18 protein-coding genes and 1 tRNA gene are annotated in these 22156 nt (G+C 71.6%); 11 read left to right on the forward strand and 8 right to left on the reverse strand.

Features of this window, described 5'->3' with window-relative positions; all coding sequences use genetic code 11:
* Nucleotides 1–40 precede the first annotated feature (40 nt).
* Nucleotides 41–1189 carry an ArsA-related P-loop ATPase gene (locus tag MicB006_RS09775; RefSeq protein ID WP_192900220.1) on the forward strand — a complete coding sequence of 383 codons (1149 nt, stop codon included), beginning with the start codon at nucleotides 41–43 and terminating at the stop codon, nucleotides 1187–1189.
* An 8-nt stretch (nucleotides 1190–1197) separates the two neighbouring features.
* Here MicB006_RS09775 and MicB006_RS09780 read toward each other — a convergent pair whose 3' ends face one another.
* Nucleotides 1198–1518 (reverse strand): WhiB family transcriptional regulator, encoded by a 321-nt coding sequence (locus MicB006_RS09780; protein ID WP_043327856.1) that lies wholly within the window; start codon nucleotides 1516–1518, stop codon nucleotides 1198–1200.
* A gap of 401 nt (nucleotides 1519–1919) precedes the next feature.
* Here MicB006_RS09780 and MicB006_RS09785 point away from each other — a divergent pair, with 401 nt between their 5' ends.
* Complete coding sequence (locus MicB006_RS09785; RefSeq protein WP_116511302.1) at nucleotides 1920–4358, forward strand: transglycosylase domain-containing protein; 2439 nt, start codon at nucleotides 1920–1922, stop codon at nucleotides 4356–4358.
* A gap of 66 nt (nucleotides 4359–4424) precedes the next feature.
* Here MicB006_RS09785 and MicB006_RS09790 read toward each other — a convergent pair whose 3' ends face one another.
* A complete protein-coding gene (locus MicB006_RS09790; protein ID WP_116505393.1) occupies nucleotides 4425–4880 on the reverse strand; it encodes a GatB/YqeY domain-containing protein in 456 nt (151 codons plus the stop codon).
* 25 nt (nucleotides 4881–4905) lie between these two features.
* Here MicB006_RS09790 and MicB006_RS09795 point away from each other — a divergent pair, with 25 nt between their 5' ends.
* The 4 genes from MicB006_RS09795 to MicB006_RS09810 all read left to right on the forward strand — a co-directional run bounded on the left by MicB006_RS09795 (nucleotide 4906) and on the right by MicB006_RS09810 (nucleotide 7978).
* Nucleotides 4906–5799 (forward strand): metallophosphoesterase, encoded by an 894-nt coding sequence (locus tag MicB006_RS09795; RefSeq protein WP_116505395.1) that lies wholly within the window; start codon nucleotides 4906–4908, stop codon nucleotides 5797–5799.
* Nucleotides 5800–5952: 153 nt separating this feature from the next.
* Nucleotides 5953–6029: transfer RNA gene (locus tag MicB006_RS09800), tRNA-Pro, on the forward strand.
* Between the two features lie 81 nt (nucleotides 6030–6110).
* Nucleotides 6111–6797 carry an HAD family hydrolase gene (locus MicB006_RS09805; protein WP_116505396.1) on the forward strand — a complete coding sequence of 229 codons (687 nt, stop codon included), beginning with the start codon at nucleotides 6111–6113 and terminating at the stop codon, nucleotides 6795–6797.
* 77 nt (nucleotides 6798–6874) lie between these two features.
* Nucleotides 6875–7978, forward strand: coding sequence for a calcium:proton antiporter (locus tag MicB006_RS09810; protein WP_073829374.1), 1104 nt, complete (start codon nucleotides 6875–6877; stop codon nucleotides 7976–7978).
* A gap of 32 nt (nucleotides 7979–8010) precedes the next feature.
* On the opposite strand, the gene MicB006_RS09815 is transcribed toward MicB006_RS09810, so the two are convergent.
* Nucleotides 8011–8484 (reverse strand): hypothetical protein, encoded by a 474-nt coding sequence (locus MicB006_RS09815; protein ID WP_192900221.1) that lies wholly within the window; start codon nucleotides 8482–8484, stop codon nucleotides 8011–8013.
* 110 nt (nucleotides 8485–8594) lie between these two features.
* Here MicB006_RS09815 and MicB006_RS09820 point away from each other — a divergent pair, with 110 nt between their 5' ends.
* Complete coding sequence (locus MicB006_RS09820) at nucleotides 8595–9875, forward strand: MFS transporter (protein ID WP_116505400.1); 1281 nt, start codon at nucleotides 8595–8597, stop codon at nucleotides 9873–9875.
* 99 nt (nucleotides 9876–9974) lie between these two features.
* Here MicB006_RS09820 and MicB006_RS09825 read toward each other — a convergent pair whose 3' ends face one another.
* The 3 genes from MicB006_RS09825 to MicB006_RS09835 form a co-directional block, all read right to left on the reverse strand.
* Nucleotides 9975–11717, reverse strand: a complete 1743-nt coding sequence (locus MicB006_RS09825) for a bifunctional UDP-sugar hydrolase/5'-nucleotidase (RefSeq protein ID WP_116505402.1) — start codon at nucleotides 11715–11717, stop codon at nucleotides 9975–9977.
* A gap of 352 nt (nucleotides 11718–12069) precedes the next feature.
* Nucleotides 12070–12810, reverse strand: coding sequence for a histone deacetylase (locus MicB006_RS09830; protein ID WP_225980686.1), 741 nt, complete (start codon nucleotides 12808–12810; stop codon nucleotides 12070–12072).
* Nucleotides 12811–12821: 11 nt separating this feature from the next.
* The gene (locus MicB006_RS09835; RefSeq protein ID WP_116505403.1) at nucleotides 12822–13601 is read right to left on the reverse strand and encodes a phosphodiesterase; all 780 of its coding nucleotides are present in this window, start codon (nucleotides 13599–13601) and stop codon (nucleotides 12822–12824) included.
* Between the two features lie 177 nt (nucleotides 13602–13778).
* Between MicB006_RS09835 and MicB006_RS09840 the strand changes: the two genes are divergently transcribed.
* Together MicB006_RS09840 and MicB006_RS09845 are read left to right on the forward strand one after the other, a co-directional pair.
* Entirely contained in the window at nucleotides 13779–15230 is a 1452-nt protein-coding gene (locus MicB006_RS09840) for a diguanylate cyclase (RefSeq protein WP_116505405.1), read from the forward strand.
* 79 nt (nucleotides 15231–15309) lie between these two features.
* Nucleotides 15310–16494 (forward strand): peptidoglycan DD-metalloendopeptidase family protein, encoded by a 1185-nt coding sequence (locus tag MicB006_RS09845; protein ID WP_116505407.1) that lies wholly within the window; start codon nucleotides 15310–15312, stop codon nucleotides 16492–16494.
* A gap of 30 nt (nucleotides 16495–16524) precedes the next feature.
* Here MicB006_RS09845 and MicB006_RS09850 read toward each other — a convergent pair whose 3' ends face one another.
* Complete coding sequence (locus tag MicB006_RS09850) at nucleotides 16525–17586, reverse strand: aspartate-semialdehyde dehydrogenase (RefSeq protein ID WP_116505409.1); 1062 nt, start codon at nucleotides 17584–17586, stop codon at nucleotides 16525–16527.
* 6 nt (nucleotides 17587–17592) lie between these two features.
* On the reverse strand, nucleotides 17593–18858 hold the full coding sequence (locus MicB006_RS09855; protein WP_073829273.1) for an aspartate kinase: 1266 nt from the start codon (nucleotides 18856–18858) through the stop codon (nucleotides 17593–17595).
* 238 nt (nucleotides 18859–19096) lie between these two features.
* Between MicB006_RS09855 and MicB006_RS09860 the strand changes: the two genes are divergently transcribed.
* Together MicB006_RS09860 and leuA are read left to right on the forward strand one after the other, a co-directional pair.
* Nucleotides 19097–19855, forward strand: coding sequence for a hypothetical protein (locus MicB006_RS09860; protein WP_225980687.1), 759 nt, complete (start codon nucleotides 19097–19099; stop codon nucleotides 19853–19855).
* A 538-nt stretch (nucleotides 19856–20393) separates the two neighbouring features.
* Nucleotides 20394–22139: a 2-isopropylmalate synthase gene (gene leuA, locus MicB006_RS09865; RefSeq protein ID WP_116505413.1), complete on the forward strand. Its 1746-nt coding sequence runs from the start codon at nucleotides 20394–20396 to the stop codon at nucleotides 22137–22139.
* Nucleotides 22140–22156 lie beyond the last annotated feature (17 nt).

Below are 22156 nucleotides of genomic sequence, written 5' to 3' on the forward strand. Positions count from 1 at the left end.
CGGCACGGAGCAGAGTGCCCCTCGGGACCGATACGCTCGATTGGTGCCTTCCGAAGACGCGGCGCCTCCGCTTGACGTCGACCAGATCCTCGCCGACGACGGCGTACGGATCGTGGTCTGCTGCGGGGCGGGCGGCGTGGGCAAGACGACCACCGCGGCGGCGCTGGCGCTCGGCGCGGCCGAGCGGCACGGCCGCCGGACCGTGGTGCTCACCATCGACCCGGCCCGCCGGCTGGCGCAGTCGCTCGGCCTGACCGAGCTGGACAACACACCCCGCCAGGTCAAGGGCATCGACGTCGAGGCCAGCGGCGGCGAACTGCACGCCATGATGCTCGACATGAAGCGCACGTTCGACGACGTGGTGCTCCAGCACACCGACCCGGCGAAGGCGGCGGAGATCTTCGCCAACCCGTTCTACCAGGCCATGAGTTCCACCTTCGCCGGTACGCAGGAGTACATGGCGATGGAGAAGCTGGGCCAGTTGCACGCCCGGGGCGAGTGGGACCTGATCGTCGTGGACACGCCCCCGTCGCGGTCCGCGCTCGACTTCCTGGACGCCCCGGCCCGCCTGTCCCGGTTCCTGGACGGCCGCATGCTGCGGCTGCTGCTGGCTCCGGCGCGCAGCGGCGGACGCAGCATGTTCAACCTGGTGACGGCGAGCTTCGGGATGTTCTCCAAGGTGGTGCAGAAGGTGCTCGGCGCCCAGCTGCTCACCGACCTGTCCGGCTTCGTCGCGGCCCTCGACTCGATGTTCGGCGGGTTCCGGCAGCGGGCCGAGCAGACGTACCGGATCCTGCAGGCCCGGGAGACGGCGTTCCTGCTGGTCGCGGCGCCGGAACCGGACGCGGTCCGGGAGGCCGCGTACTTCGCGGGTCGCCTGCGGGAAGAGCAGATGCCGCTAGCCGGGCTGGTGCTCAACCGGGTGCACCGGCCGGCGGCGGACCTGTCCGCGGTGGAGAGCCTGGCCGCCGCGGAGCGGCTGGCCACGGCGGGCGGGCACGAGGGCACCGTCGAGGTGCTGCGCGCGCACGCCGCGCTGGCCCAGCAGGCGGTACGCGAGGAGCAGGTGGCGGCGCGGTTCACCGAGGCGTTCCCGGCGGTGCCGGCGGTGTCGGTGGCCGCGCAGCCCGCCGACGTGCACGACGTCGACGGGCTGCGGACGATCGGCGAGGCGATCAGCCGGCGCTGACCGGCCGGTCAGGTGGCAGTGGTCACCAGGACCTTGTCCTTGCCGGCCTTCTCCTTGGCGTTCTTCTTCATGGCCGCCTCGAACATCTTGCGCCAGCTGGTCACCTGCGGGTGCCGGCGCAGCAACGCACGGCGCTCGCGTTCGGTCATGCCACCCCACACACCGAACTCGATCCGGTTGTCGAGCGCGTCGGCCAGGCACTCGTACCGAACTGGGCAGCTCCGGCAGATCCTCTTCGCCACGTTCTGTTCGGCGCCCTGTACGAACAACGCGTCCGGGTCTCCGTTCTGACATGCCGCCAGTGACGGCCAGTCAGTGATCATGCCCATCTGTACACGTCCCCCCTTGCAGTACCTACCGACTTCGTGCGAGCAGCCCTCGAACTCCCCCCGGTCGTTCGCACCGGCCTCCCCAGGGCGGCACGAACGACGCATGGCTGCCTTCGCCGCCACCATCATGCTGTGTAGTCGCCCGATTACGCAACGTTGTCGGCGAAATCCATCATTCCGGACACTCCCGGCTTCCCGGGCTTTCGCCCGCGTCTACCCCGCCCGGATACGTGAAAACGCTGCGCTACTCCCGGACTTCGCAGAGACTTCCGCCGGATCTCACGCAACCTCGGACCAGGGCTCGTGCGTTTAGCACAACGAGGCCGGCGCATGCAGGAAATGGGGAAAGTTCCCCGCGCGCCCGCCGATCCCTGCTCGCGTACCCTGTCGAGGTGACCTGGATGCGGAAACGTGACCACAACGTGCTGACCAACGCCGCATCGCTGCTGATCTGCGGCCTGTTGGCCGGAGTGGTGGTCGCTGCGGCGGCCTTCCCCGCGGTGGCGATGACCGGACTGGCCGCGAAGGCCGGCTCGGAGACATTCGGCGCGCTGCCCAAGGAGCTGACAGTCGCCCGATCCCCGCAGATCACCAGGCTGCTCGCGGCCGACGGCAAGACCGTGCTGGCCACGATGTACGACGAGAACCGCAAGGACGTCAAGCTCAAGGACATCTCGCCGCACATGCAGAAGGCCATCATCGCGGCCGAGGACCACGACTTCTACAAGCACAACGGCGTGGACCTCAACGGTGTCGCCCGGGCGTTCGTCAACAACCAGGCCGCCGGCTCCTCCCGGCAGGGTGCGTCGACGCTGACCATGCAGTACGTCCGGCTGGCCATCTCCTACTCGGCCACCCCCCCGGCCGACGTGGTCGCCGCCACCGAGGACACCAGCGCTCGCAAGCTGCGTGAGATGAGCCTGGCGCTGCAGATCGACAAGGAGCTCTCCAAGGACGAGATCCTGGAGCGCTACCTGAACATCGCCGCGTTCGGCAACGGCGCGTACGGCATCTGGGCGGCCAGCCAGGTCTACTTCAACAAGCCGCCGAGCAAGCTGGACATCCAGGAGTCGGCGATGCTCGCCGGCATGGTGAAGGCGCCCACCGCGTTCGACCCGACCACCCCCGCGGGCTACCCCGAGGCGGTCGGCCGGCGCGACTACGTCATCGGCAACATGGTGCAGATCGGCGCGATCACCCAGCAGGAGGCGGACGCCGCCAAGAAGATCAAGCTCGTCGTCAAGGGCAAGCGCACCCCGAACGGCTGCACCCAGACCACCACCCGCTCCTGGGGCTTCTTCTGCGACTACCTCTACCGCTGGTGGCTGCAGCAGGAGACGTTCGGCGCCACCTCGTACGACCGGGAGCGGCGACTCAAGAGCGGCGGCTACACCATCGTCTCCACGCTCGACGTGCAGGCGCAGAAGGCCGCCGACAAGGCCGTCCGCAAGAACCTGGGCGAGAGCAGCAAGGCGGCCCGGATGGTGGCCGCCGTCGAGCCCGGCACCGGCCGGGTGCGCGCCGTCGCGGTGAACCGCAACTTCAAGCTCGACGACCCGGACGACCCGCAGAACAAGATCTCCAGCGACCCGAAGAAGGCCAAGAAGAAGATCCGGGGCAACTACCCCAACACGGTGAACCCGCTGATCACCGGTGGCCCCGGCATCGCCGGCTACCAGGCGGGCTCGACCTTCAAGATCTTCACGCTGGTGGCCGCGCTGGAGAAGGGCTACCCGCTCAGCTACCCGATCAACGCGCAGCCGGTGTTCAAGTCGAACTACCCGGTGGAGTTCAACTCGCCGGCCGCCTGCCCGGGCACCAACAAGTACTGCCCGAAGAACGCCAACGCCTCGATGGCCGGCATGCACAACATGTGGAGCGGCTTCGGCTTCTCGGTGAACACGTTCTTCATCGACCTCCAGCAGCGGGTCGGCGCGGAGAACGTGGTGAAGGCGGCGCAGAAGCTCGGCATCTCGTTCCGCTCGTCCGGCGACGCGCTGCTCGCCGCCAACCCGCACCAGTGGGGCGCGTTCAGCCTCGGCGTCTCGCAGACCACGCCGCTGGAGTTGGCGAACGCGTACGCGACGCTCGGCGCCGACGGCAAGTACTGCGAGCCGATCCCGGTGCAGGAGATCCGCGGCCCGGAGGGCGAGAAGCTCGACGTCGCGAACCCCCGCTGCGAGCAGCGGGTCAGCACCGAGGTGGCCCGGGCCGCCGTGGACGCCGCCCGCTGCCCGGTGGGTGACCGCTCCTCGACCACGAAGTGCGGCACCGCCACCGCCGGCAACGTCCGCAACATCGTCGACGCGCCGGTGGCCGGCAAGTCCGGCACCACCGACTCGGAGAAGACCTCCTCGCTGGTCGCGATGACCAAGCAGTACGCGGTAGCCGGCATCATGGCCGACCCGGACTGGCCGCAGACCAACCAGAAGATGGGTCACGACGTGCCCACCGGCATCAACCCGGCGGTCTACGAGACGCTGCGGGACGCCATGAAGGGCAAGGACCGGAAGAACTTCACCCCGCCCAGCGGCAAGATCGTCCTGGGTGACCAGCGGTCCATCCCGGATGTGAAGTGCGCGTCCATCGAGAGCGCGAAGTCCCGGCTGAAGGGTGCCGGCTTCGAGCCGGTGGTCTCCAGCAACAAGGTGGCGTCGGAGTGCCCGGCGGGCACCGCGGCCGGCACCAGCCCGAACGGGCGCACCATCAAGGGCGGCGTCGTCATGATCGAGGTCAGCTCCGGCAAGGGCGACTCGGACCAGGGCGGCACCGCGACGCCGGACCGACCAGGTGGCCCGGGCGGACCGGGTAACGGCCGACCAGGACGACCAGGCAACTGATCCCGGACAGAGCGACGGCCACCTCCGTGAAGGGGGTGGCCGTCGCTTCTTGGGTCTGCGGGACGGTCAGAGACCGAGCTGGCGGCGTACCTCGGCAGCCACCCGGCCCCCCTCGGCGCGGCCGGCCACCGCGGCCTGAGCGGCCTTCATGGCCGGGCCCATCTGCGCCTTGCCGGTGAAGCCGCCCGCGGCGAGCGCCCCCGAGACCAGCTCGGCCAGTTCCTCGTCGGGGAGCTGCTTGGGCAGGTAGCGCTCCAGCACCTCACCCTCGGCGGTCTCCTTGCCGGCCTGCTCGGCGCGCCGGGCGTCGGCGAACGCCACGGCCGCCTCGCGGCGCTTCTTCGCCTCCTTGGTCAGCACCACGAGCACCTCGTCGTCGCTGAGCTCGCGCTTTTCCCGGCCGGCGACCTCGGCGTTGCCCACGGCTGCGAGGGCCATGCGAAGCGTGGAGGTGGTCAGTTCGTCGCGCGCCTTGAGGGCGGCGCGCATGTCGGCGGTGAGGCGGTCCTTCAGCGTGCTCATGGACGGTGAAACTACCCTGAACGCCATGCGAAAGCGCACACTATTCCGTCTCGCGGCCGGAACCGTCGCCGCCGGGGCGGCCACCCTCGCGTACGCGTCGCTCATCGAGCGCAACATGTTCACCCTGCGCCGGTACGACGTGCCGGTGCTTCCGACCGACGCCGAACCGCTGCGGGTGCTGCACCTTTCGGACCTGCACATGATGCCCGGCCAGCAACGTAAGCAGGACTGGGTGGCCTCGCTGGCCGCGCTCGACCCGGACCTGGTGGTGGTCACCGGCGACAACATGGCGCACCCGGAGTCGGTGGCCGGCGTGCTGCGCGCGCTGCAACCGCTGCTCGACCTGCCCGGCGCGTTCGTCTTCGGCTCGAACGACTACACCGGCCCCGTCCTCAAGAACCCCTTCACCTACTTCCTGCCCGACCGGGAGTACACCGAGGGCGTGCCGCTGCCGTACGAGGAGCTGCGCGACATCCTCACCGGCGCCGGCTGGGTGGACATGAACAACGCGCGCACCTCGCTCAAGGCCGGCGGGCGGGAGATCGAGTTGGTCGGCGTGGACGACCCGCACATCGAACGCGACGACTACGACGCCGTGGCCGGACCGGTCAGCGGCGACGCGGCGCTGTCCATCGCGCTGTCACACTCCCCCGAGCCCGCGGTGCTGGACCGGATGGCGGCCGACGGCTTCGGCCTGCTGCTCGCCGGGCACACCCACGGCGGCCAGGTGTGCGTGCCCGGGTACGGCGCGCTGGTCACCAACTGCGGGCTGCCCCGCTCGATGGCGCGCGGGTTGCACCGCTGGCCCGGCTCGGACTCCTGGCTGCACGTCTCCGCCGGCCTCGGCACCCACCCCACCGCCCCGATCCGCTTCGCCTGCCCGCCCGAGGCCAGCATCCTCACGCTGATCTCCCGCTGACCGCGCGCCCCGGCTTCCCCGCTTCCCCGGCAGATCTTGGTACGCGCCCGCCCCTCGGAGGGCCGGTTCGTACCAAGATCTGCGGGGTGCGCGGGGCGGGGGGTACCGAGTTTGACCGTGCGGGCGGGTGGGCTACTATTTGTCGGCACGCCTCGGGGTGTGGCGCAGCTTGGTAGCGCGCTTCGTTCGGGACGAAGAGGTCGTCGGTTCGAATCCGGCCACCCCGACCAGAGGTAAGAGGGCACATCCGATCATCGGATGTGCCCTCTGCGTTTCCCCGTACGCGATCACCGTCGCAGTAGGATCCCGCCATGCCACGGCCAGTGGTCTTCGACCTCTTTCACACCCTGGTTCACGGCGCCGACGACGAGCGGGACCGGGTGGTCGGCGAGATGGCGCTCCTGGTCGGGGTCGATCCGGCGGCGCTCGTCGCCGCGTACCACGCGACCTGGCGGGACCGCCTCGTCCGGTGGAGCGCGGAGGAGACCGTCCGCATCCTCGCCGGGCGCCTCGGCGGCGCGCCGACTGACGAGCGGGTGGCGCTGGCCGCCGCGCATCGGCGCGCGCTGGCCCGCCGTGTGCTGAACCGTGTCCCGACCGGCACCCTGGACGTGCTCGACGCGCTGCGGGAGCGCGGGCACCGGCTGGCGTTGATCAGCAATGCCACGTCCGAGACCGCCGAGGCGTGGGCGGCCGGCCCACTCGCCCGGCGCTTCGACGTCGCGGTCTTCTCCAGCGCGGTCGGACTGGCCAAGCCGGACCCGGCGATCTACCGCACCGCAGCCGACCGGCTCGGCGTCGCGCCGGCGGAATGCGTCTACGTGGGCGACGGTGCGGACGGTGAGCTGGCCGGCGCGGCGGCGGTGGGCATGACGGTGCTGCGGACCACGGAACACCAGGACACCGATCCGGGCTGGGCCGGTCCCGTCATCTCCGCCCTCCGCGACCTGCCGGCCCGCCTGGCGGAACCGACCTCGTTCCCCGGCTCGGCCGAATAGATCGACAGGACTGCCCGAAGCCACCCCGCCACGCGGCGTTGACGCTGCCCCCTGGCAAAGTTATGTGCATGCCGCCGATGATCCGATCCCGCCTGACCGATTGGACCACCGTCGCGCCCCTGGTCGCCGTGCTCGTGCTCGTGATGACCTGGGGACGGGAGCTGCCCGGCCCGCTCATCTTCGTGGTGGCGGCCCTGCTCGCGGCGGCTGTGCTGGCCGCTGTCCACCATGCCGAGGTGGTGGCGCACAAGGTCGGTGAGCCGTACGGGTCACTCGTGCTGGCGGTAGCTGTCACGGTGATCGAAGTCGGTCTGATCGTGACGCTGATGATCAGCGGTGGGGAGAAGACGCAGGCGCTGGCGAGGGACACCGTCTTCGCCGCCGTCATGATCACCTGTAACGGCATCCTCGGCCTGTCGCTGCTGCTCGGCGCGCTGCGCCGGCAGGTCGCGGTGTTCAATCCGGAGGGCACCGGAGGGGCGCTGGCCACAGTGGCGACGCTCGCCACGCTCAGCATGGTGGTGCCGACGTTCACCACGAGCCGGCCGGGGCCGGAGTTCTCCCCCGCCCAGCTCGCCTTCGCGGCGGTCGCCTCGCTGGCCCTCTACCTGCTGTTCGTGATGGTGCAGACCGGCCGGCACCGCGACTACTTCCTCCCGGTCACCCAGGAGGGCAGCATCCTCGCCGAGGACAAGACCGGCGACGGCCACGCCGAGCCGCCGTCCACGCGTACCGCCCTGGCCAGCCTGGCCCTGCTGGTGGTGGCGCTCGTCGCGGTGGTCGGTGACGCGAAGACGATCTCCCCGGCGATCGAGACCGCGGTCAGCGCCGCCAATCTGCCGCAGGCGTTCGTCGGCGTGGTCATCGCGCTGCTGGTGCTGCTGCCGGAGACGCTGGCAGCAGCCCGGGCGGCACGGCGGGACCGCGTGCAGATCAGCCTCAATCTCGCGCTCGGCTCGGCCATGGCCAGCATCGGCCTGACCATCCCGGCCATCGCGATCGCCTCGATCTGGCTGGACGGTCCGCTGATGCTGGGCCTGGGCGGCACCCAGATGACGCTGCTGGCGCTGACCGCCGTGACAGCGGTGCTCACAGTGGTGCCGGGCCGGGCCACAGTGCTCCAGGGCGGCGTGCACCTGGTGCTGCTCGCCGCGTTCGTCTTCCTGGCCGCGAGCCCGTAGGCCGACACACCAGCCGCCGGACAACAAGGCCGTCAGTCGTGCGTCTCCGTCCGCGCCACCTCGGCGAACGCGGCGGTCAGGTACTCGGCGAAGGGTCGTCCGGTGACCGCCAGCAGGTCGGCCACGAGCAGCGGCGCGTGCCGGGCGACCGCCGCCGGGTCGGGCGGGTTCTCGTCGTCGCCCGGGTCGTAGACGCCGAGCGCGCCGGCCAGCAGCACCAGCAGCACGTGCGGGTCGACGTCGGGCCACCAGGACGCGGCCGACCGTACGCACTGTTCCAGCACCTGGCGTACGTCGTCGCCGTCCAGCCCGTCCGGGTGCCCCTCCTCCAGCAGCAGCCGGACCACGCCGCCGAGCACCAGCCCGGACCGGTCGGCGGCGGCCAGCCGCTCGACGGCCGGGGCGTACGCCTCGGCGTCGCGGGCCTGCGCGGCGCTCACCGCGTCGGTGGCCGTCTCGGCGATCTCGCGGGCCGGTGCGGGCAGGTGCCGCCAGGTCGTCGTCACCGGGTCAGCATGGCAGAGCGCGTGTGCTCGCTCACCTTCCGGCTCGGCGTCCACGTCGGTAAGGGGTAAACGGGTCGCGGTAGTCGTACCCACCGCACAGAATCCCTGCCATGCTGCGCCGCGCCCTGCCCGCCCGTCCCGAAGCCCGCCGGATCCTCCTCGGCACGCTGTTCTCCGCTGTCGGGCGCGGCCTCACCCTGCCGTTCCTGTTCATCTACCTCACCGACGTACGCGGCCTGACCGACACCCGGGCCGGGCTGGTGATCGGCTGGTTCGGCGCGGTCACGCTGGCCCTCTCGCCGCTGGCCGGCACGTTCATCGACCGGTTCGGCGCGCGCCGGGTCGTGTTGCCGTGCCTGGTGATCGAGGCGATCGGCACCGGCTCGCTGGCGCTGGTCGACTCGACCGCCTCGGCGTTCGGCGTGATGACGCTGGTCGCCGTGGGCAGCTCGGCGATCTGGGCGGGCCAGAACACGATCCTCGCCTCGCTCACCGGTGACGGCGAGCGGCAGCGCGTCTTCGGCCTCAACTTCGCGCTGCTCAACCTCGGCATCGGCACGGGCGGCCTGATCTCCGGCGCGGTGGTCGACGTGGCCCGTCCCGTCACGTTCGAGGCGATCTACCTGCTGGACGCGGTGAGCTACCTGACGCCGGCCCTGATCCTGCTGACGCTGCCGCACGTCGGGCGCCGGCCGGTCGCGGCCGCGGGGGCGAAGGCCGCCGAGAGGACCGGCGGCTATCTCACGGTGCTGCGGGACCGGCCGTTCCGCCGTCTGGTCATCTTCGGCCTGGTGCTCACCACCTGCGGGTACGCGCAGATCGAGGTGGGCTTCGCGGCGTACTCGGTGCGGGTGGTCGAGGTGACGCCCCGGGTGGTGGCGTGGGCGCTGGCGGCGAACACCGTGATGATCGTGCTCTCCCAGCTGCTGGTGATCCGGCGGCTGGAGGGGCGCAGCCGTACCCGTGCGCTCGCCACCGTCGGCGCGGTCTTCGCCGGCGCGTGGCTGGTGCTCGGCGCGGCGGGGGTGGTGGGCAGCGGCAACGCGCTGCTCGCGGCGCTCGGCGTGGTGGCCTGCTCGGCGATCTTCGGGTTCGGCGAGACGATGCTGTCGCCGGTCATGCCCGCCCTCACCAATGCGCTGGCCACCGACGAGCTGCGCGGCCGGTACAACGCGATGAGTTCGATGATCTTCGGGATCAGCGGCGTCGTCGGCCCGGTCACCGCCGGTCCGCTGATCGGGGCGGCACACGGCCGGGTCTGGGTGGCGGTCGTGGTGGGCGGCTGCCTGGCCGCCTCGGTGCTCGCGCTGTCGCTGCGTCCGCTGCTCACCGCCGCGCAGGACGGCCGCCTGCCGGCCGCCGCGACGCCGGAGCCCGCCCGGGCAGCCTGAGACGAAGAGCGGGCGGCCTGACAACGAAGAAGGCGGCCCGAGAACGAACAGGCCCCGGAGCGACGCCGCTCCGGGGCCCGTTCGCGCTGCGGTCGGCCGTCAGCCGGCGGCGACCTCGGTGGTCGTGCGGATCCGGTCCAGCGCCGGCGGGGACACCGGCGACTTCTCGGTCAGGTACGCGGTGAAGGCGTCCAGGTCGATCTGGCCGGTCACCGCGTTGGTGCCGCCGGTCAGGACGCTGAAGCCGTCGCCGCCACCGGCGAGGAAGTTGTTCACGGTGACCCGGTAGGTGGCGGTGTCGGTCACCGGGGCGCCGTTGATGGTGAGGCTGCCCCGGACCACCCGGGTGCCGGCGCACGGCGTGCCGGCCGGCGCGGTGGTGCCGTTGACGTCCACGACGTAGTTGACGGTCGAGGACGCGTAGAGCACGCGCGCCACCGTGAACTGCTGCTCCAGCATGCAGTAGAGCTGCGCGCCGGTCAGGTCGAGCGTCACCAGGTTGTTGGCGAACGGCTGCACGGTGAACGCCTCGGCGTAGGTGACCGGGCCGGCGTCGAGGTCGGCGCGTACGCCACCGGGGTTCATGAACGCGGCGACCGCGTTCTGCTCGGTGTCGGTGGCCGCGAGCTGGGCGTCGGCGATCAGGTTGCCCAGCGGCGACTCACCGGTCTGGTACGTCGGCTTGCCGTTGACGTCGACCCCGGTCTGGTACAGGTTCTCCTGGGTCTTGGTGATCGCCGCGGTGGTCTCGCCGACCACCCGGTCGGCCACCGGGCCGAGCGCGGTCTTGTACCGGTTGATCAGGTCGGTCGAGGGCTGGTCCGGCTTCACGTCCCGGGTGACCACCACGTTGTTCGCGGACGCGCTCACCACGTCGCGGGTACGCGGGTCGATCTTCAGGTCGATCTGGGTGACCAGGCGGCCGAACGAGCTGGCGCTGGTGACCAGCTTGCCGTTGATGTTGCAGTTGTACGCGGCGTGGGTGTGCCCGCTGACGATCACGTCGATGGACGGGTCCATCCGGTTGGCGATGTCGACGATCGGGCCGCTGAACCCGGTGCAGTCGTTGATGCCGCCGCCGTTCTGCACGCCACCCTCGTGCAGCAGCACGACGATGCTCTTCACCCCGAGCAGGCGCAGGATCTTGGCGTACTTGTTGGCGGTGTCGGCCTCGTCGGTGAACCGCAGCCCGGCGACGCCCTGCTGGCTGACGATGTTCGGGGTGCCCTCCAGGGTCATCCCGATGAAGCCGATCGGCACACCCTTGACGATCTTGATGCCGAACGGCTGCATCAGCGGCAGGCCGGTGGAGGTCTTGAACGCGTTCGCCGAGAGGTACGTGAACTTGGCGCCACCGAACGGGGTGCCGTCGGCGCAGCCGTCCACCGGGTGGCAGCCGCCGCGCTGCATGCGCAGCAGCTCGGCCGCGCCCTCGTCGAACTCGTGGTTGCCGACGCTCGCGAACTCCAGCCCGGCGAGGTTCATCTCCTCGATGGTCGGCTCGTCGTGGAACGCGGCGGAGAGCAGCGGGGACGCGCCGATCAGGTCACCCGCGGCCACGGTGACGGTGCCCTTGCCCTGCTTCTTGGCGGCGGCGCGCATCGCCTTCAGGTGGCTGGCCAGGTATTCCGCGCCACCGGCCGGCTGGCCGTCGATGGTGCCACTGGACCCGCTCGGCGGCTCCAGGTTGCCGTGGAAGTCGTTGATCGCGAGCAACTGGACGTCGACCGGCTTCGGGCGCGCCTCGGCCTGGTCGGGGGTGACGGCGACAGCGGTGAACGCGGTCGCGGCGAGTGCGGCCAGGCCGACTACGGCCCGGCGTCGCATCCCGGTGACGGACATGGAACTCCTCGTGAGATACCGATGCTGGTGTCCGGGCGATGGTTCGCCCGGTGGCCCTGGTCCGTGCCATGACAGGGGTCGATCGTGGGAGGCGGCAGTCGGGGGGCGCCACCCCGCTCCGGGGTAGCTTCTCATCCGCCGGCCCTCAGGTCGACCGGGGCGGCATTCGGAATCGTCGACGTCGTGAGCGAGCCGTACCGGTCCGCCGGACGAGTCGGACATGACGGTCTGGTGAATTTCTGCGCGGCGCACGCTGTCGATGCCTGGCGTCGTGAAGGGCGCCGGCTCCCAGGGACAGGGAACCGGCGCCGACGCTCATGTCACGCGGAATTCCTTGCGCTGGCAACCGTCCTCACCGGAATCCGCCTGGCGGACACCCATCGTGAGCCGAACGGTCGTTCATGTCCGACGGATCGACATCCGCAGCGGACTGTCCGAATTCGACCGGAGCGCCGGAGGGCCGGTTCGACGGCCCGGTGTGCGTGGCGCCGACGAGCCCGCGCACCCCCCGCCGGCTCCACCGCCCGGCGACTCCCGGACGGCCCGCCAGATAGCCGACGATCCGCGCCGTGTCCCAGCCGTGCGCCTCCCGCAGACCGCGCGCCAGCATCCCGAGATAGAGCGGGGCGGGCCGGGTCCACGGCACCTCCACCGCGCGGTGCGGAGCGGTGAAGGTGAGCATCGGCAGCCCGTCCCGGACGCCGACCCGCAGCAACGTCTCGTAGCGGCCCGGCCCGAGCTTCGCCCGCCCGGTCTCGGCCGCCGCGCGGATCCCGGCCAGGTCGGCGCCGGGCGGCCGGTACATCTCCTGCGCGGCGATGTCGGCGAACTGCTCGACGGTCACCAGGTAGCCGCGCGCCGCCGCCCGGCCGGGCAGTTGCGGGTCGTAGAACGCCATGCCGCCGGTCCAGGCCCGCGACTCACCCGCGAAGTAGACCCCGCCGGGGATCAGCGCCGGGACCGTCCGGCGCGGTGGTCGGCAGTCCCGGCAGCCGGGGTACGTGCGCAGCCCGCCGGGTGGGCGCCCGCCACGCAGGTACCAGTCGAGCCGGGCGGCGTGCAGGTTCGAGCCGTACGCGACGTACCAGAGCATCGGCGTCGGCGTCAGAACCAGCAGGTGCGCCCGGCGGCGTGGCTGACCTGGACGGTGTGTGTCACGCAGCCGCCGTCGGCGATCACGTGCAGCAGGAAGGCGGTCGGCTCGGCGACGAACCCGGGCTCCTCCTCGTCGGTCATGGTCAGGCTCACCTGGATCCAGGTGCTCGGCGCGGTGGTCAGCACCGTACCGGCGAACGCGCTCGTCACCGGGCGGTGCAGGTGCCCCGCGGCGACGCGTACGACATGGGGGTGACGGCTGACCACGGCGGCGAGCGCGTCGGCGTCGGCGAGACCCATCGCGTCCATGCCCGGTACACCCACCGCGACCGGCGGATGGTGCAGGCACACGACGGCGGGCGCGTCGGTACGCCCGGCGAGCACCCCGTCGAGCCAGGCGAGCTGCTCGTCGCCGAGCCGCCCGCCGGCGCTGCCCGGGGTGAGCGAGTCGAGCACCACGAGCGTCGCGTCCGGCAGGTCGACGTGGTAGTGCGCCGAGAAACCGCCGGCCAGGTAGGGGGTGCCGCCGAACGTGTCGAGCAGCGACTCGCGGTCGTCGTGGTTGCCGGTGGCCAGGTGCACCGGCAGCGGAAACGCGCCGACGATCTCGCGCAGCGCGAGGTATTCGTCCGGCCGGCCGTTGGCGGTCAGATCGCCGGTGATCACCACGCAGTCGGGCCGGGGACGCAGCGCGAGCACCGCGCCGAGCGCGTGGTGCAACCCCGACGCCGGAGCGGCCGCGAGCGGGCCGGTGGTCACGTGCGGGTCGCTGAGCTGGGCGATGAGCATCGCGCGCCTCCTCGGGTGCCCGGACCCTCACGCTATCGCCGCGCGCCCTCCTCGCGCAGGCCCGATCCCGCCCACAGGCTGTGTCCACAGCCTGCGGATAGCACATGTGTACGAAGGTCGGTGGCTGTCGCGCTGAGTACGCTTGATCGCGACCTACCCCCTCCGAGCAGGAACGACGTGGATCACGAGCGAGTCCTCCGCGACATCACGGTGCGCCTGCCCACGGCGTCCACCGTCCCGGAGGCGTGCCAGTGGACCGTCGCCGCGCTCGCCCGGCACACCCCGGCGACCGCCGCCGTCCTGCTCCGGGTCCACGACCGTCTGCGCTGCGTGGCCGCCACCGGCGCGTGGCAGGTCTTCTCGCACGTCCCGGCGACAGTTGACGCGCCCGCCCGCCACCGCCCCGAACCCTCGGTGGTGCGGCGGGTCTACGCCTCGGGCGTGACAGCCGTCGTGCCCGACGTGAGCGCCGACCCCGACTATTTGCCGGTCCGGCCGGACGTCACAGCGGAACTCTGCGTGCCGGTACGCGACCCGGCCGGCCGGCCCATCGGCGTGCTCGACCTGCAGTGGAGCGAGCCCGTCCCGCTCGCGGCGTGGCGGGAGACCGCCGAGCTGGTGGCCGACCGCCTCGGCGGGCGGATCGCCGCGCTCGGCGGGTCACCGGCCGAGAGCCGCAGCGAGAAGCTGCTCCGGCACGCCGCCGCGTTCACCGCCGCCCCGACCGACTGGGACCTGATGACCGCCGCGCTCGCCGCGGCCCGGGACGTGTCCGAACTCTCCGCCGCCGTGCTGGTCCTCACCGGCCGGAGCGGCCCGCGCCTCGGCGCGCCCACCGACACCCCCGGCGAGCTGGAGACACGCATCCGCGCCGAGCTGGCCGAGGCCGGCCCGGCCGCGCTGGACCGCGTGATCGACCGGGCCCACCGGTACGGCTCGGCGTACACGCTGGGCGAGGCGGGGCACCCGCCGACCGAGGAGTACCTGCCGCTGACCCGGGCGGGCGCGCGCACCCTGGTGGCGGTGCCGGTCGGCACGCCGGCCGCCGGTGGCGTGCTGCTCGTCGGCGACGAGCGGCTGCTGCGCCCCGACCCCACCACTGTCAACCTGATCGAACTGCTCGCCGGGCAGGCGTGGACCTGCCTGGACCGGCTGCGTACGCTCGCCCGGCTGCGCGAGCAGGCCAGCTCCGACCCGCTCACCGGGCTGCGGCACACCGGCCCGTTCGGGCAGCGGATCGCCACCGCCACGCCGGGGCGTACCGCGCTGCTGGCGATCGACGTGGACGGGTTCAAGGACGTCAACGACACGTACGGCCACCAGGCCGGCGACCGGCTGCTGGTGGGGCTGGCCCGGGCGCTGGAAGGCGCGCTGCGCCAGGGCGACGAGCTGTACCGGACCGGCGGGGACGAGTTCGTGGCGGTGATCGAGGTGAGCCGCCCGGAGGAGGCGGTCCGGATCGCCGAACGGCTCACCGAGGCGGCCCGCCGGACCGGCCGGACGATCAGCGTCGGCATCGCGCTGCCGAGGCCCGGCGAGTCCCCCGAGCGCACCCTGCACCGAGCCGACCAGGCGCTGTACGCGGTCAAGCGCCACGGCCGAGACGGCGTCCACCTCTCCGCCGCCTGACAAAATATAGACACGTGTAAATCAGTCGGATATCGTCCGTCGGACATGCATCAGCCTCTCGCCCCCCCTGGGAGAGGACATGATCGACACGCGACGCCGACTCGGCACCGCCACCGCGATCCTGCTCGTTGCCGCAGTGATCGGCACGGTGCCGAACGGCGCCCAGGCCGCACCGGCCGACGACGTCACCACCGCCGTACGACACAGGCTGATCGAGGAAGCCGCGGCCGCGGCCGACCAGGAGATCCGCGCTGCCGGGTTGGCGGACACCCGGGTGACAGTCACCCGCCGCGACGGCCGGGCCTGGGCCTTCGGCACCGCTGTGCTCGTCGCCCCGCAGAAGGAGGGGCTGTACCCGTCCGGCTGGATCTTCATCGCCCGCCAGCAACGCGGCGACTGGCAGGTGGCTCTGGAGGGCGAGGCCACCTTCGCCGACCTGGCCACGGCAGCCCCCGCGTCCGTCCTCGCCCGTGGAGAGCGGGACGCGTTCACCACCATTGGCACGCTGTCCGCCAACGGGGACTACCGCACCGGCATGCGCCTGCCGTTCGCCCTCGGCCAGTCGTGGACCCTCAGGGGCGGCCCACACGGCTGGTCCGGCTCCCCGCGACCGTTCAGCTCGATCGACCTGTTCGGCGGTGACCAGCGAGTGCTGGCCGTGCGTGCCGGCACCGCGTACACGATGTGCAAGGGCTGGATCCGGGTGGTCCACGACCGGGGCTACGCCACCGACTACTACCACCTGTGGAACAACATCAACGTCGACGGGGCATCGGTCAGCGCGGGCTCCTACCTCGGCGACACCGGCACCGACATCACCTGCGGCGGCTCCGCCAGCAGCCGGCACGTGCACCTGGGACTCCGGCAGAACAGCGCGTACGTGGCGATCGCCACCCACAATCTGGGCAAGTGGGTGCCGAGAGAGGGCAGCACGGCCTACGAGGGCTACGCGCTGCACGGCTCGAAACGTGTCAACGTCGGCGGATCGCTGTACAACTACGGGGCGCTCGGCTTCACCGAGGGCATCGTCGACAGCTACGGGGGCACGTCGGTCAGCCGGCGGTCCGGGCCGGGCACCGGGTACGGGGTCGTCGGCTCGATCGCGGACGGCGCCACGGCGGCCATCGCCTGCTCGTCGAGCGGCACCTCCGTGACCGGCCGCTGGGGCGCCAGCACGCTGTGGAACAAGCTCACCGACGGCACCTGGATTCCCGACGCGTACCTGTACACCGGATCGGCAAACCCGGTAAACGGTTCGTGCTGACGCACCGCGCCGGCCCCTGAGCGGACACGCTCAGGGGCGCGTCAGATCCTTGGCCAGCAGTTCGGCGATCTGGGCGGTGTTGAGGGCGGCACCCTTGCGGAGGTTGTCTCCGGTGACGAAGAGGTCCAGGGCCCGGGGGTCGTCCACCGCGCGTCGGATGCGGCCCACCCAGGAGGGGTCGGTGCCGACCGCGTCGATCGGCATCGGGAACTCCCCGGACGCCGGGTCGTCGACCAGGATCACGCCCGGCGCGTTGCGCAGCACCTCACGGGCGCTCTCGGCGTCCACCTCGGTGGCGAAGACCGCATGCACGGCGACCGAGTGCCCGGTCACCACCGGCACCCGTACGCAGGTGGCGGAGACCTTGAGGTCGGGCAGCCCGAGGATCTTGCGGGACTCGTTGCGGAGCTTCATCTCCTCGGTGGACCAGCCCTCGTCGGCCAGCGAGCCCGCCCACGGTACGACGTTGAGCGCCAGCGGCGCCGGGAACGGGCCCAGCTCGTCACCGACTGCCTGACGCACGTCACCGGCGCGGGAGCCGAGCACCCGATCACCGGCGATCTTGCCGAGTTGCAGGTGCAGCGCGTCCACGCCGGCCTGCCCCGCCCCGGACACCGCCTGGTACGACGCGAGCACCAGCTCACGCAGGCCGTACTCGCGGTGCAGCGGGGCGATCGCCACGATCATCGCCAGCGTCGTGCAGTTGGCGTTGGCGATGATGCCCCGGGGCCGGTTGCGTACCTGGTCGGGGTTGATCTCGGGGACGACGAGCGGCACGTCGCGGTCCATCCGGAACGCGCCGGAGTTGTCGACGACCACCGCGCCGCGCGAGACCGCGACCGGCGCCCACTGCGCCGATACGTCGTCCGGCACGTCGAACATGGCCACGTCGACGCCGTCGAGGGCGTCGGCGGTGAGGGCCTGGACGGTCAGCTCCTCGCCCCGGCACCGCACGCGCCGGCCGGCCGAGCGCTCGGAGGCGAGCAGCCGGATCTCGCCCCAGACGTTGCGCCGGGAGGAGAGGATCTGGCACATCACCGTGCCGACAGCACCTGTCGCCCCGACCACGGCGAGGGTGGGCAGCGACGCCACGGCGCGTTACCGCCCGGTGCCGGCGTAGACGACGGCTTCGGTGTCACCACCCAGCTCGAAGGCGTCGTGGATCGCGCGGACCGCCTTGTCCAGGTCGGTGTCCCGGCAGACCACGGAGACCCGGATCTCCGAGGTGGAGATCATCTCGATGTTGACGCCGGCCGCGCCGAGGGCGGCGAAGAAGCCGGCGGCCACGCCCGGGTGCGAGCGCATGCCGGCGCCGATCAGGCTGACCTTGCCGACGTGGTCGTCGTAGAGCAGGCCCTTGAACTTGACCGTCTCCTGGATCTTGCTGAGCGCGGTCATCGCGGTCGGGCCGTCCGCCTTGGGCAGCGTGAACGAGATGTCGGTGCGGCCGGTGCCCTCGGTGGACACGTTCTGCACGATCATGTCGATGTTGATCTCCGCGCCGGCGACCGTGTCGAAGATGCTCGCCGCGGCGCCCGGCTCGTCGGGCACGCCGACGATCGTGATCTTCGCTTCGCTGCGGTCGTGGGCGACGCCGGTGATCAGTGCCTGTTCCACAGGAAGGTCCTCCATCGATCCGGTGACCATCGTGCCGGTGTTGGTCGAGTATGACGAACGGACGTGGATCGGCAAGCCCGCGCGCCGCGCGTACTCGACGCTGCGCAGATGCAGCACCTTCGCGCCGCAGGCCGCCAGCTCCAGCATCTCCTCGTAGGTGATCCGGGTGATGTGCCGGGCGTTCGGCACGATCCGCGGGTCGGCGGTGAAGATGCCGTCCACGTCGGTGTAGATCTCGCAGACGTCCGCCTCCAGCGCGGCGGCGAGCGCCACGGCGGTGGTGTCCGAGCCGCCCCGCCCGAGCGTGGTGACGTCCTTGGTGTCCTGCGAGACGCCCTGGAAGCCGGCGACGATGACCACCGCGCCCTCGTCCAACGCGCCCTTGAGCCGCCCCGGGGTCACGTCGATGATCCGGGCCCGGCCGTGCACCGAGGTGGTGATCACGCCCGCCTGGGAACCGGTGAACGAGCGGGCCTCGTACCCCAGGTTGTGGATGGCCATGGCGAGCAGCGCCATGGAGATCCGCTCCCCGGCGGTGAGCAGCATGTCCAGCTCGCGGCCCGGCGGCAGCGGGCTGACCTGGTTGGCGAGGTCGAGCAGCTCGTCGGTGGTGTCGCCCATGGCGGACACCACCACGACCACGTCGTCGCCGGCCTTGCGCGCGGCCACGATGCGCTCGGCCACCCGCTTGATCCGCTCGGCGTTGGCGACGGAGGACCCGCCGTACTTCTGCACCACGAGTGCCACGACGGTGCACTCCCTCCCAGCGACGACCCTGAGCGTGCCGACGCCGCCGGGTTTCTCGGTCCGGCGGCGCGTGTCAGACCGCCTCAGCCTATCGGGCGGGCCACGACGCCGGGTCGGGTGATCCCACCATCCGGCCCCGGCGTGGGGCGGCTCACCAGCCCGGGAGTACGCGACACGCCAAGCGGTACAGCCGTACGGTGGGCTGTCCGCAACCGTCCGCACGACGCAGAATGAGCCGGTGCACGCTCATCGTCGCGCGGCCCGCCGGGTGACCGGCGCGCTCGCGCTCATCCTGCCGACGCTGCTGACCGCCTGTGTGAACGACAGTCCCGAGGCGGCGCCCACCGGCTCCGCCGACCCGGTGCCGGTGCAGGTGGACGCCGCCCGCGACGAGCTGGCCGGGCTGGCCGCCGCCGCGCAGGACCGGCACCACACGGCCGCGTACTCCTTCACACCGGCCGAAGGCGCTCCCCGCACGGTGGCGGTGACCAGCGCCAACGACGGCAGCTGGCGGGTCGACGTGCCCGGCTGGGGACGGGACGGCACGGTCGACGTCTCGCTCGCCGCCACCTCCGACGGGCTGTTCCAGTGCGCGCTGCCCTCGGCCGGCTGGACGCAGGCGGCGAGCTGTGTCCGGCTCGGCGACGCCGACGACGCGGTACCCCGCCGGCTCGACCCCCGCGTGCAGCACCCGTTCACCGACTGGCTGGAGGTGCTGACCGACAGGCGCGCGCCGCTCGCGGTCTCCCCCGCCGCGCCGCTGCCCGGCGTCACCGGCCGGTGCTACTCCGTCGACACGACCTCCGCCTCGCTGAACGCCCCGCTGGACGTGGGCATCTACTGCTTCCGGGAGGACGGCACACCGGCGGCGGTCCGGGCGGGCTTCGGCACGCTCACGCTGACCGGCGAGCCCGGCGCGGCGCCCGGCACCGTCGAACTCGCGGGCGCGGTGACCGAGGGCGACCCGGTGGGGCAGGACGCGCCGCCGACCTCGTGACGCCGCGCCAGCGGGTCACCGGCCGGTTCGGGCCCGCGCTCCCACAGCGTCCCGACCGGCCGCACCGGGTACGCCCCGACGGGTGGCGAATCCTCCAGCACGTTCCACAGCACCCGCCGGTCGCTGAACACGCTCGGGCTCAGCGCCAGTCCCCGCCCCCGCAGGTCGAAGTCCCGCTCGAACGGGTCGTCGCTGACCACCCGGTCACCGAAGACGATCATCGCCGCGCTGGTGCTCAACACCGTACTGCGGCTACCGGGAGTGGCGACGTCCACCGGATCGGTGACACTGGTCCCATAGTCCGGACGAGCCTTCCCACCGCCCGTCCCACCACGTAGGGTGACCTTGTCATGTGGCGCGCGTACCTTCTCCTTGGCTGCCGCGACGAGGCCTGACCGGCCGGCACCTCGTCGCGGAGTCGCTACGCGCCGTCCAGCACATCCGATCTTCTTCTCGGCACCGCCGCGCACCGTCGCCCGGCATTCCGCCGACACCTTTCCGATCTGCTGACGCCACATGTTCCAGGGAGCACTCCGAGATGGCTCAACCTGTCACCGAGACCGATCCGTTCGCCCGCCAGCGCCCCAGCCGGATGCCGGTCCACCGCTACGTCCCGTACGACAGGCAGTTCGGCATCGACCTGCCGGACCGCTCCTGGCCGACCCGCCGCGTCGAGGCCGCGCCCCGCTGGTGCGCCGTCGACCTCCGCGACGGCAACCAGGCGCTGATCGACCCGATGTCGCCCGAGCGCAAGCGGCGGATGTTCCAGCTCCTGGTGCAGATGGGCTACAAGGAGATCGAGGTCGGCTTCCCGTCGGCGAGCCAGACCGACTACGACTTCGTACGGCAGCTGATCGAGCAGGACCTGATCCCCGAGGACGTCACCATCCAGGTGCAGACCCAGTGCCGGGAGCACCTGATCGAGCGGACCTTCGAGTCGCTGCGCGGCGCCCGCCGGGCCATCGTGCACTTCTACAACTCCACCTCGACGCTGCAGCGCCGGGTGGTCTTCGGCCTGGACCGCGACGGCATCACCGACATCGCCACCCAGGGCGCGCGGCTGTGCCAGAAGTACGCGGAGATCCACACCCCGGACACCGACATCCACTACGAGTACTCGCCGGAGTCGTACACGGGCACCGAGCTGGAGTACGCGCTGGAGGTCTGCTCGGCGGTGATCGACGTGATCGACCCGACGCCGGACCGCAAGCTGATCATCAACCTGCCGGCCACCGTCGAGATGGCGATGCCGAACGTCTACGCCGACTCCATCGAGTGGATGCACCGGCGCCTGCCCCGGCGGGACAGCCTGGTGCTGAGCCTGCACCCGCACAACGACCGGGGCACCGGCGTGGCCGCCGCCGAGCTGGGCCTGCTGGCCGGCGCCGACCGGATCGAGGGCTGCCTGTTCGGCAACGGCGAGCGCACCGGCAACGTCGACCTGGTGACGCTGGGCCTGAACATGTTCTCCCAGGGCATCGACCCGATGATCGACTTCTCGAACATCGACGAGATCAAGCGCGCCGTCGAGTACTGCAACCAGCTGCCGGTGCACGAGCGCCACCCGTACGCGGGCGACCTGGTCTACACCGCGTTCTCCGGCTCCCACCAGGACGCGATCAACAAGGGCTTCGCCGCGCTGAACGCCGACGCGACGGCGGCCGGCGTGCCGGTCGACGACTTCACCTGGGCGGTGCCCTACCTGCCGATCGACCCGAAGGACCTGGGCCGCACCTACGAGGCGGTCATCCGGGTCAACTCGCAGTCCGGCAAGGGCGGCGTCGCGTACATCATGAAGACCGAGCACCAGTTCGACCTGCCGCGCCGCCTCCAGATCGAGTTCTCCGGCGTCGTGCAGCAGGTCACCGACCACGACGGCGGCGAGGTCGAGCCCGGCGCGATGTGGGAGATCTTCGCCCGCAACTACCTGGTCGACCACCAGGTGGACCCGGCCGTGAAGCTGGCCGAGTACACGATCGGCACCGTCGACGGCAAGGTCGAGATCGACGCCCGCGTCGGCTTCGGCGGCGAGACCCGCGCGCTCACCGCCGTCGGCAACGGCCCGATCGACGCGTACGTCAACGCGTTGCAGTCCCTGGGCGTGGCGGTACGGGTGCTCGACTACCACGAGCACGCGCTGTCCTCCGGTGGGGACGCGCAGGCCGCCGCGTACGTGGAGTGCGAGGTGGACGGTCGTACGGTGTGGGGCGTCGGGGTGGACGCGAACATCGTCACCGCCTCGATCAAGGCGGTCACGAGCGCGGTGAACCGCACCCGCGCCTGAGGTGTAAGGAAGGGCCC

Source organism: Micromonospora sp. B006 (assembly GCF_003408515.1).
Taxonomy (GTDB): Bacteria; Actinomycetota; Actinomycetes; order Mycobacteriales; family Micromonosporaceae; genus Micromonospora; species Micromonospora echinospora_A.

Coding starts and splice junctions, on each gene's coding strand:
- MicB006_RS09845 (WP_116505407.1), top strand. CDS start 15,310: ATGATCGACACGCGACGCCGACTCGGCACCGCCACCGCGATCCTGCTC.
- MicB006_RS09785 (WP_116511302.1), top strand. CDS start 1,920: ATGCGGAAACGTGACCACAACGTGCTGACCAACGCCGCATCGCTGCTG.
- MicB006_RS09825 (WP_116505402.1), bottom strand. CDS start 11,717: ATGTCCGTCACCGGGATGCGACGCCGGGCCGTAGTCGGCCTGGCCGCA.
- MicB006_RS09835 (WP_116505403.1), bottom strand. CDS start 13,601: ATGCTCATCGCCCAGCTCAGCGACCCGCACGTGACCACCGGCCCGCTC.
- MicB006_RS09795 (WP_116505395.1), top strand. CDS start 4,906: ATGCGAAAGCGCACACTATTCCGTCTCGCGGCCGGAACCGTCGCCGCC.
- MicB006_RS09780 (WP_043327856.1), bottom strand. CDS start 1,518: ATGGGCATGATCACTGACTGGCCGTCACTGGCGGCATGTCAGAACGGA.
- MicB006_RS09805 (WP_116505396.1), top strand. CDS start 6,111: ATGCCACGGCCAGTGGTCTTCGACCTCTTTCACACCCTGGTTCACGGC.
- leuA (WP_116505413.1), top strand. CDS start 20,394: ATGGCTCAACCTGTCACCGAGACCGATCCGTTCGCCCGCCAGCGCCCC.
- MicB006_RS09810 (WP_073829374.1), top strand. CDS start 6,875: ATGATCCGATCCCGCCTGACCGATTGGACCACCGTCGCGCCCCTGGTC.
- MicB006_RS09820 (WP_116505400.1), top strand. CDS start 8,595: ATGCTGCGCCGCGCCCTGCCCGCCCGTCCCGAAGCCCGCCGGATCCTC.
- MicB006_RS09790 (WP_116505393.1), bottom strand. CDS start 4,880: ATGAGCACGCTGAAGGACCGCCTCACCGCCGACATGCGCGCCGCCCTC.
- MicB006_RS09830 (WP_225980686.1), bottom strand. CDS start 12,810: ATGCTCTGGTACGTCGCGTACGGCTCGAACCTGCACGCCGCCCGGCTC.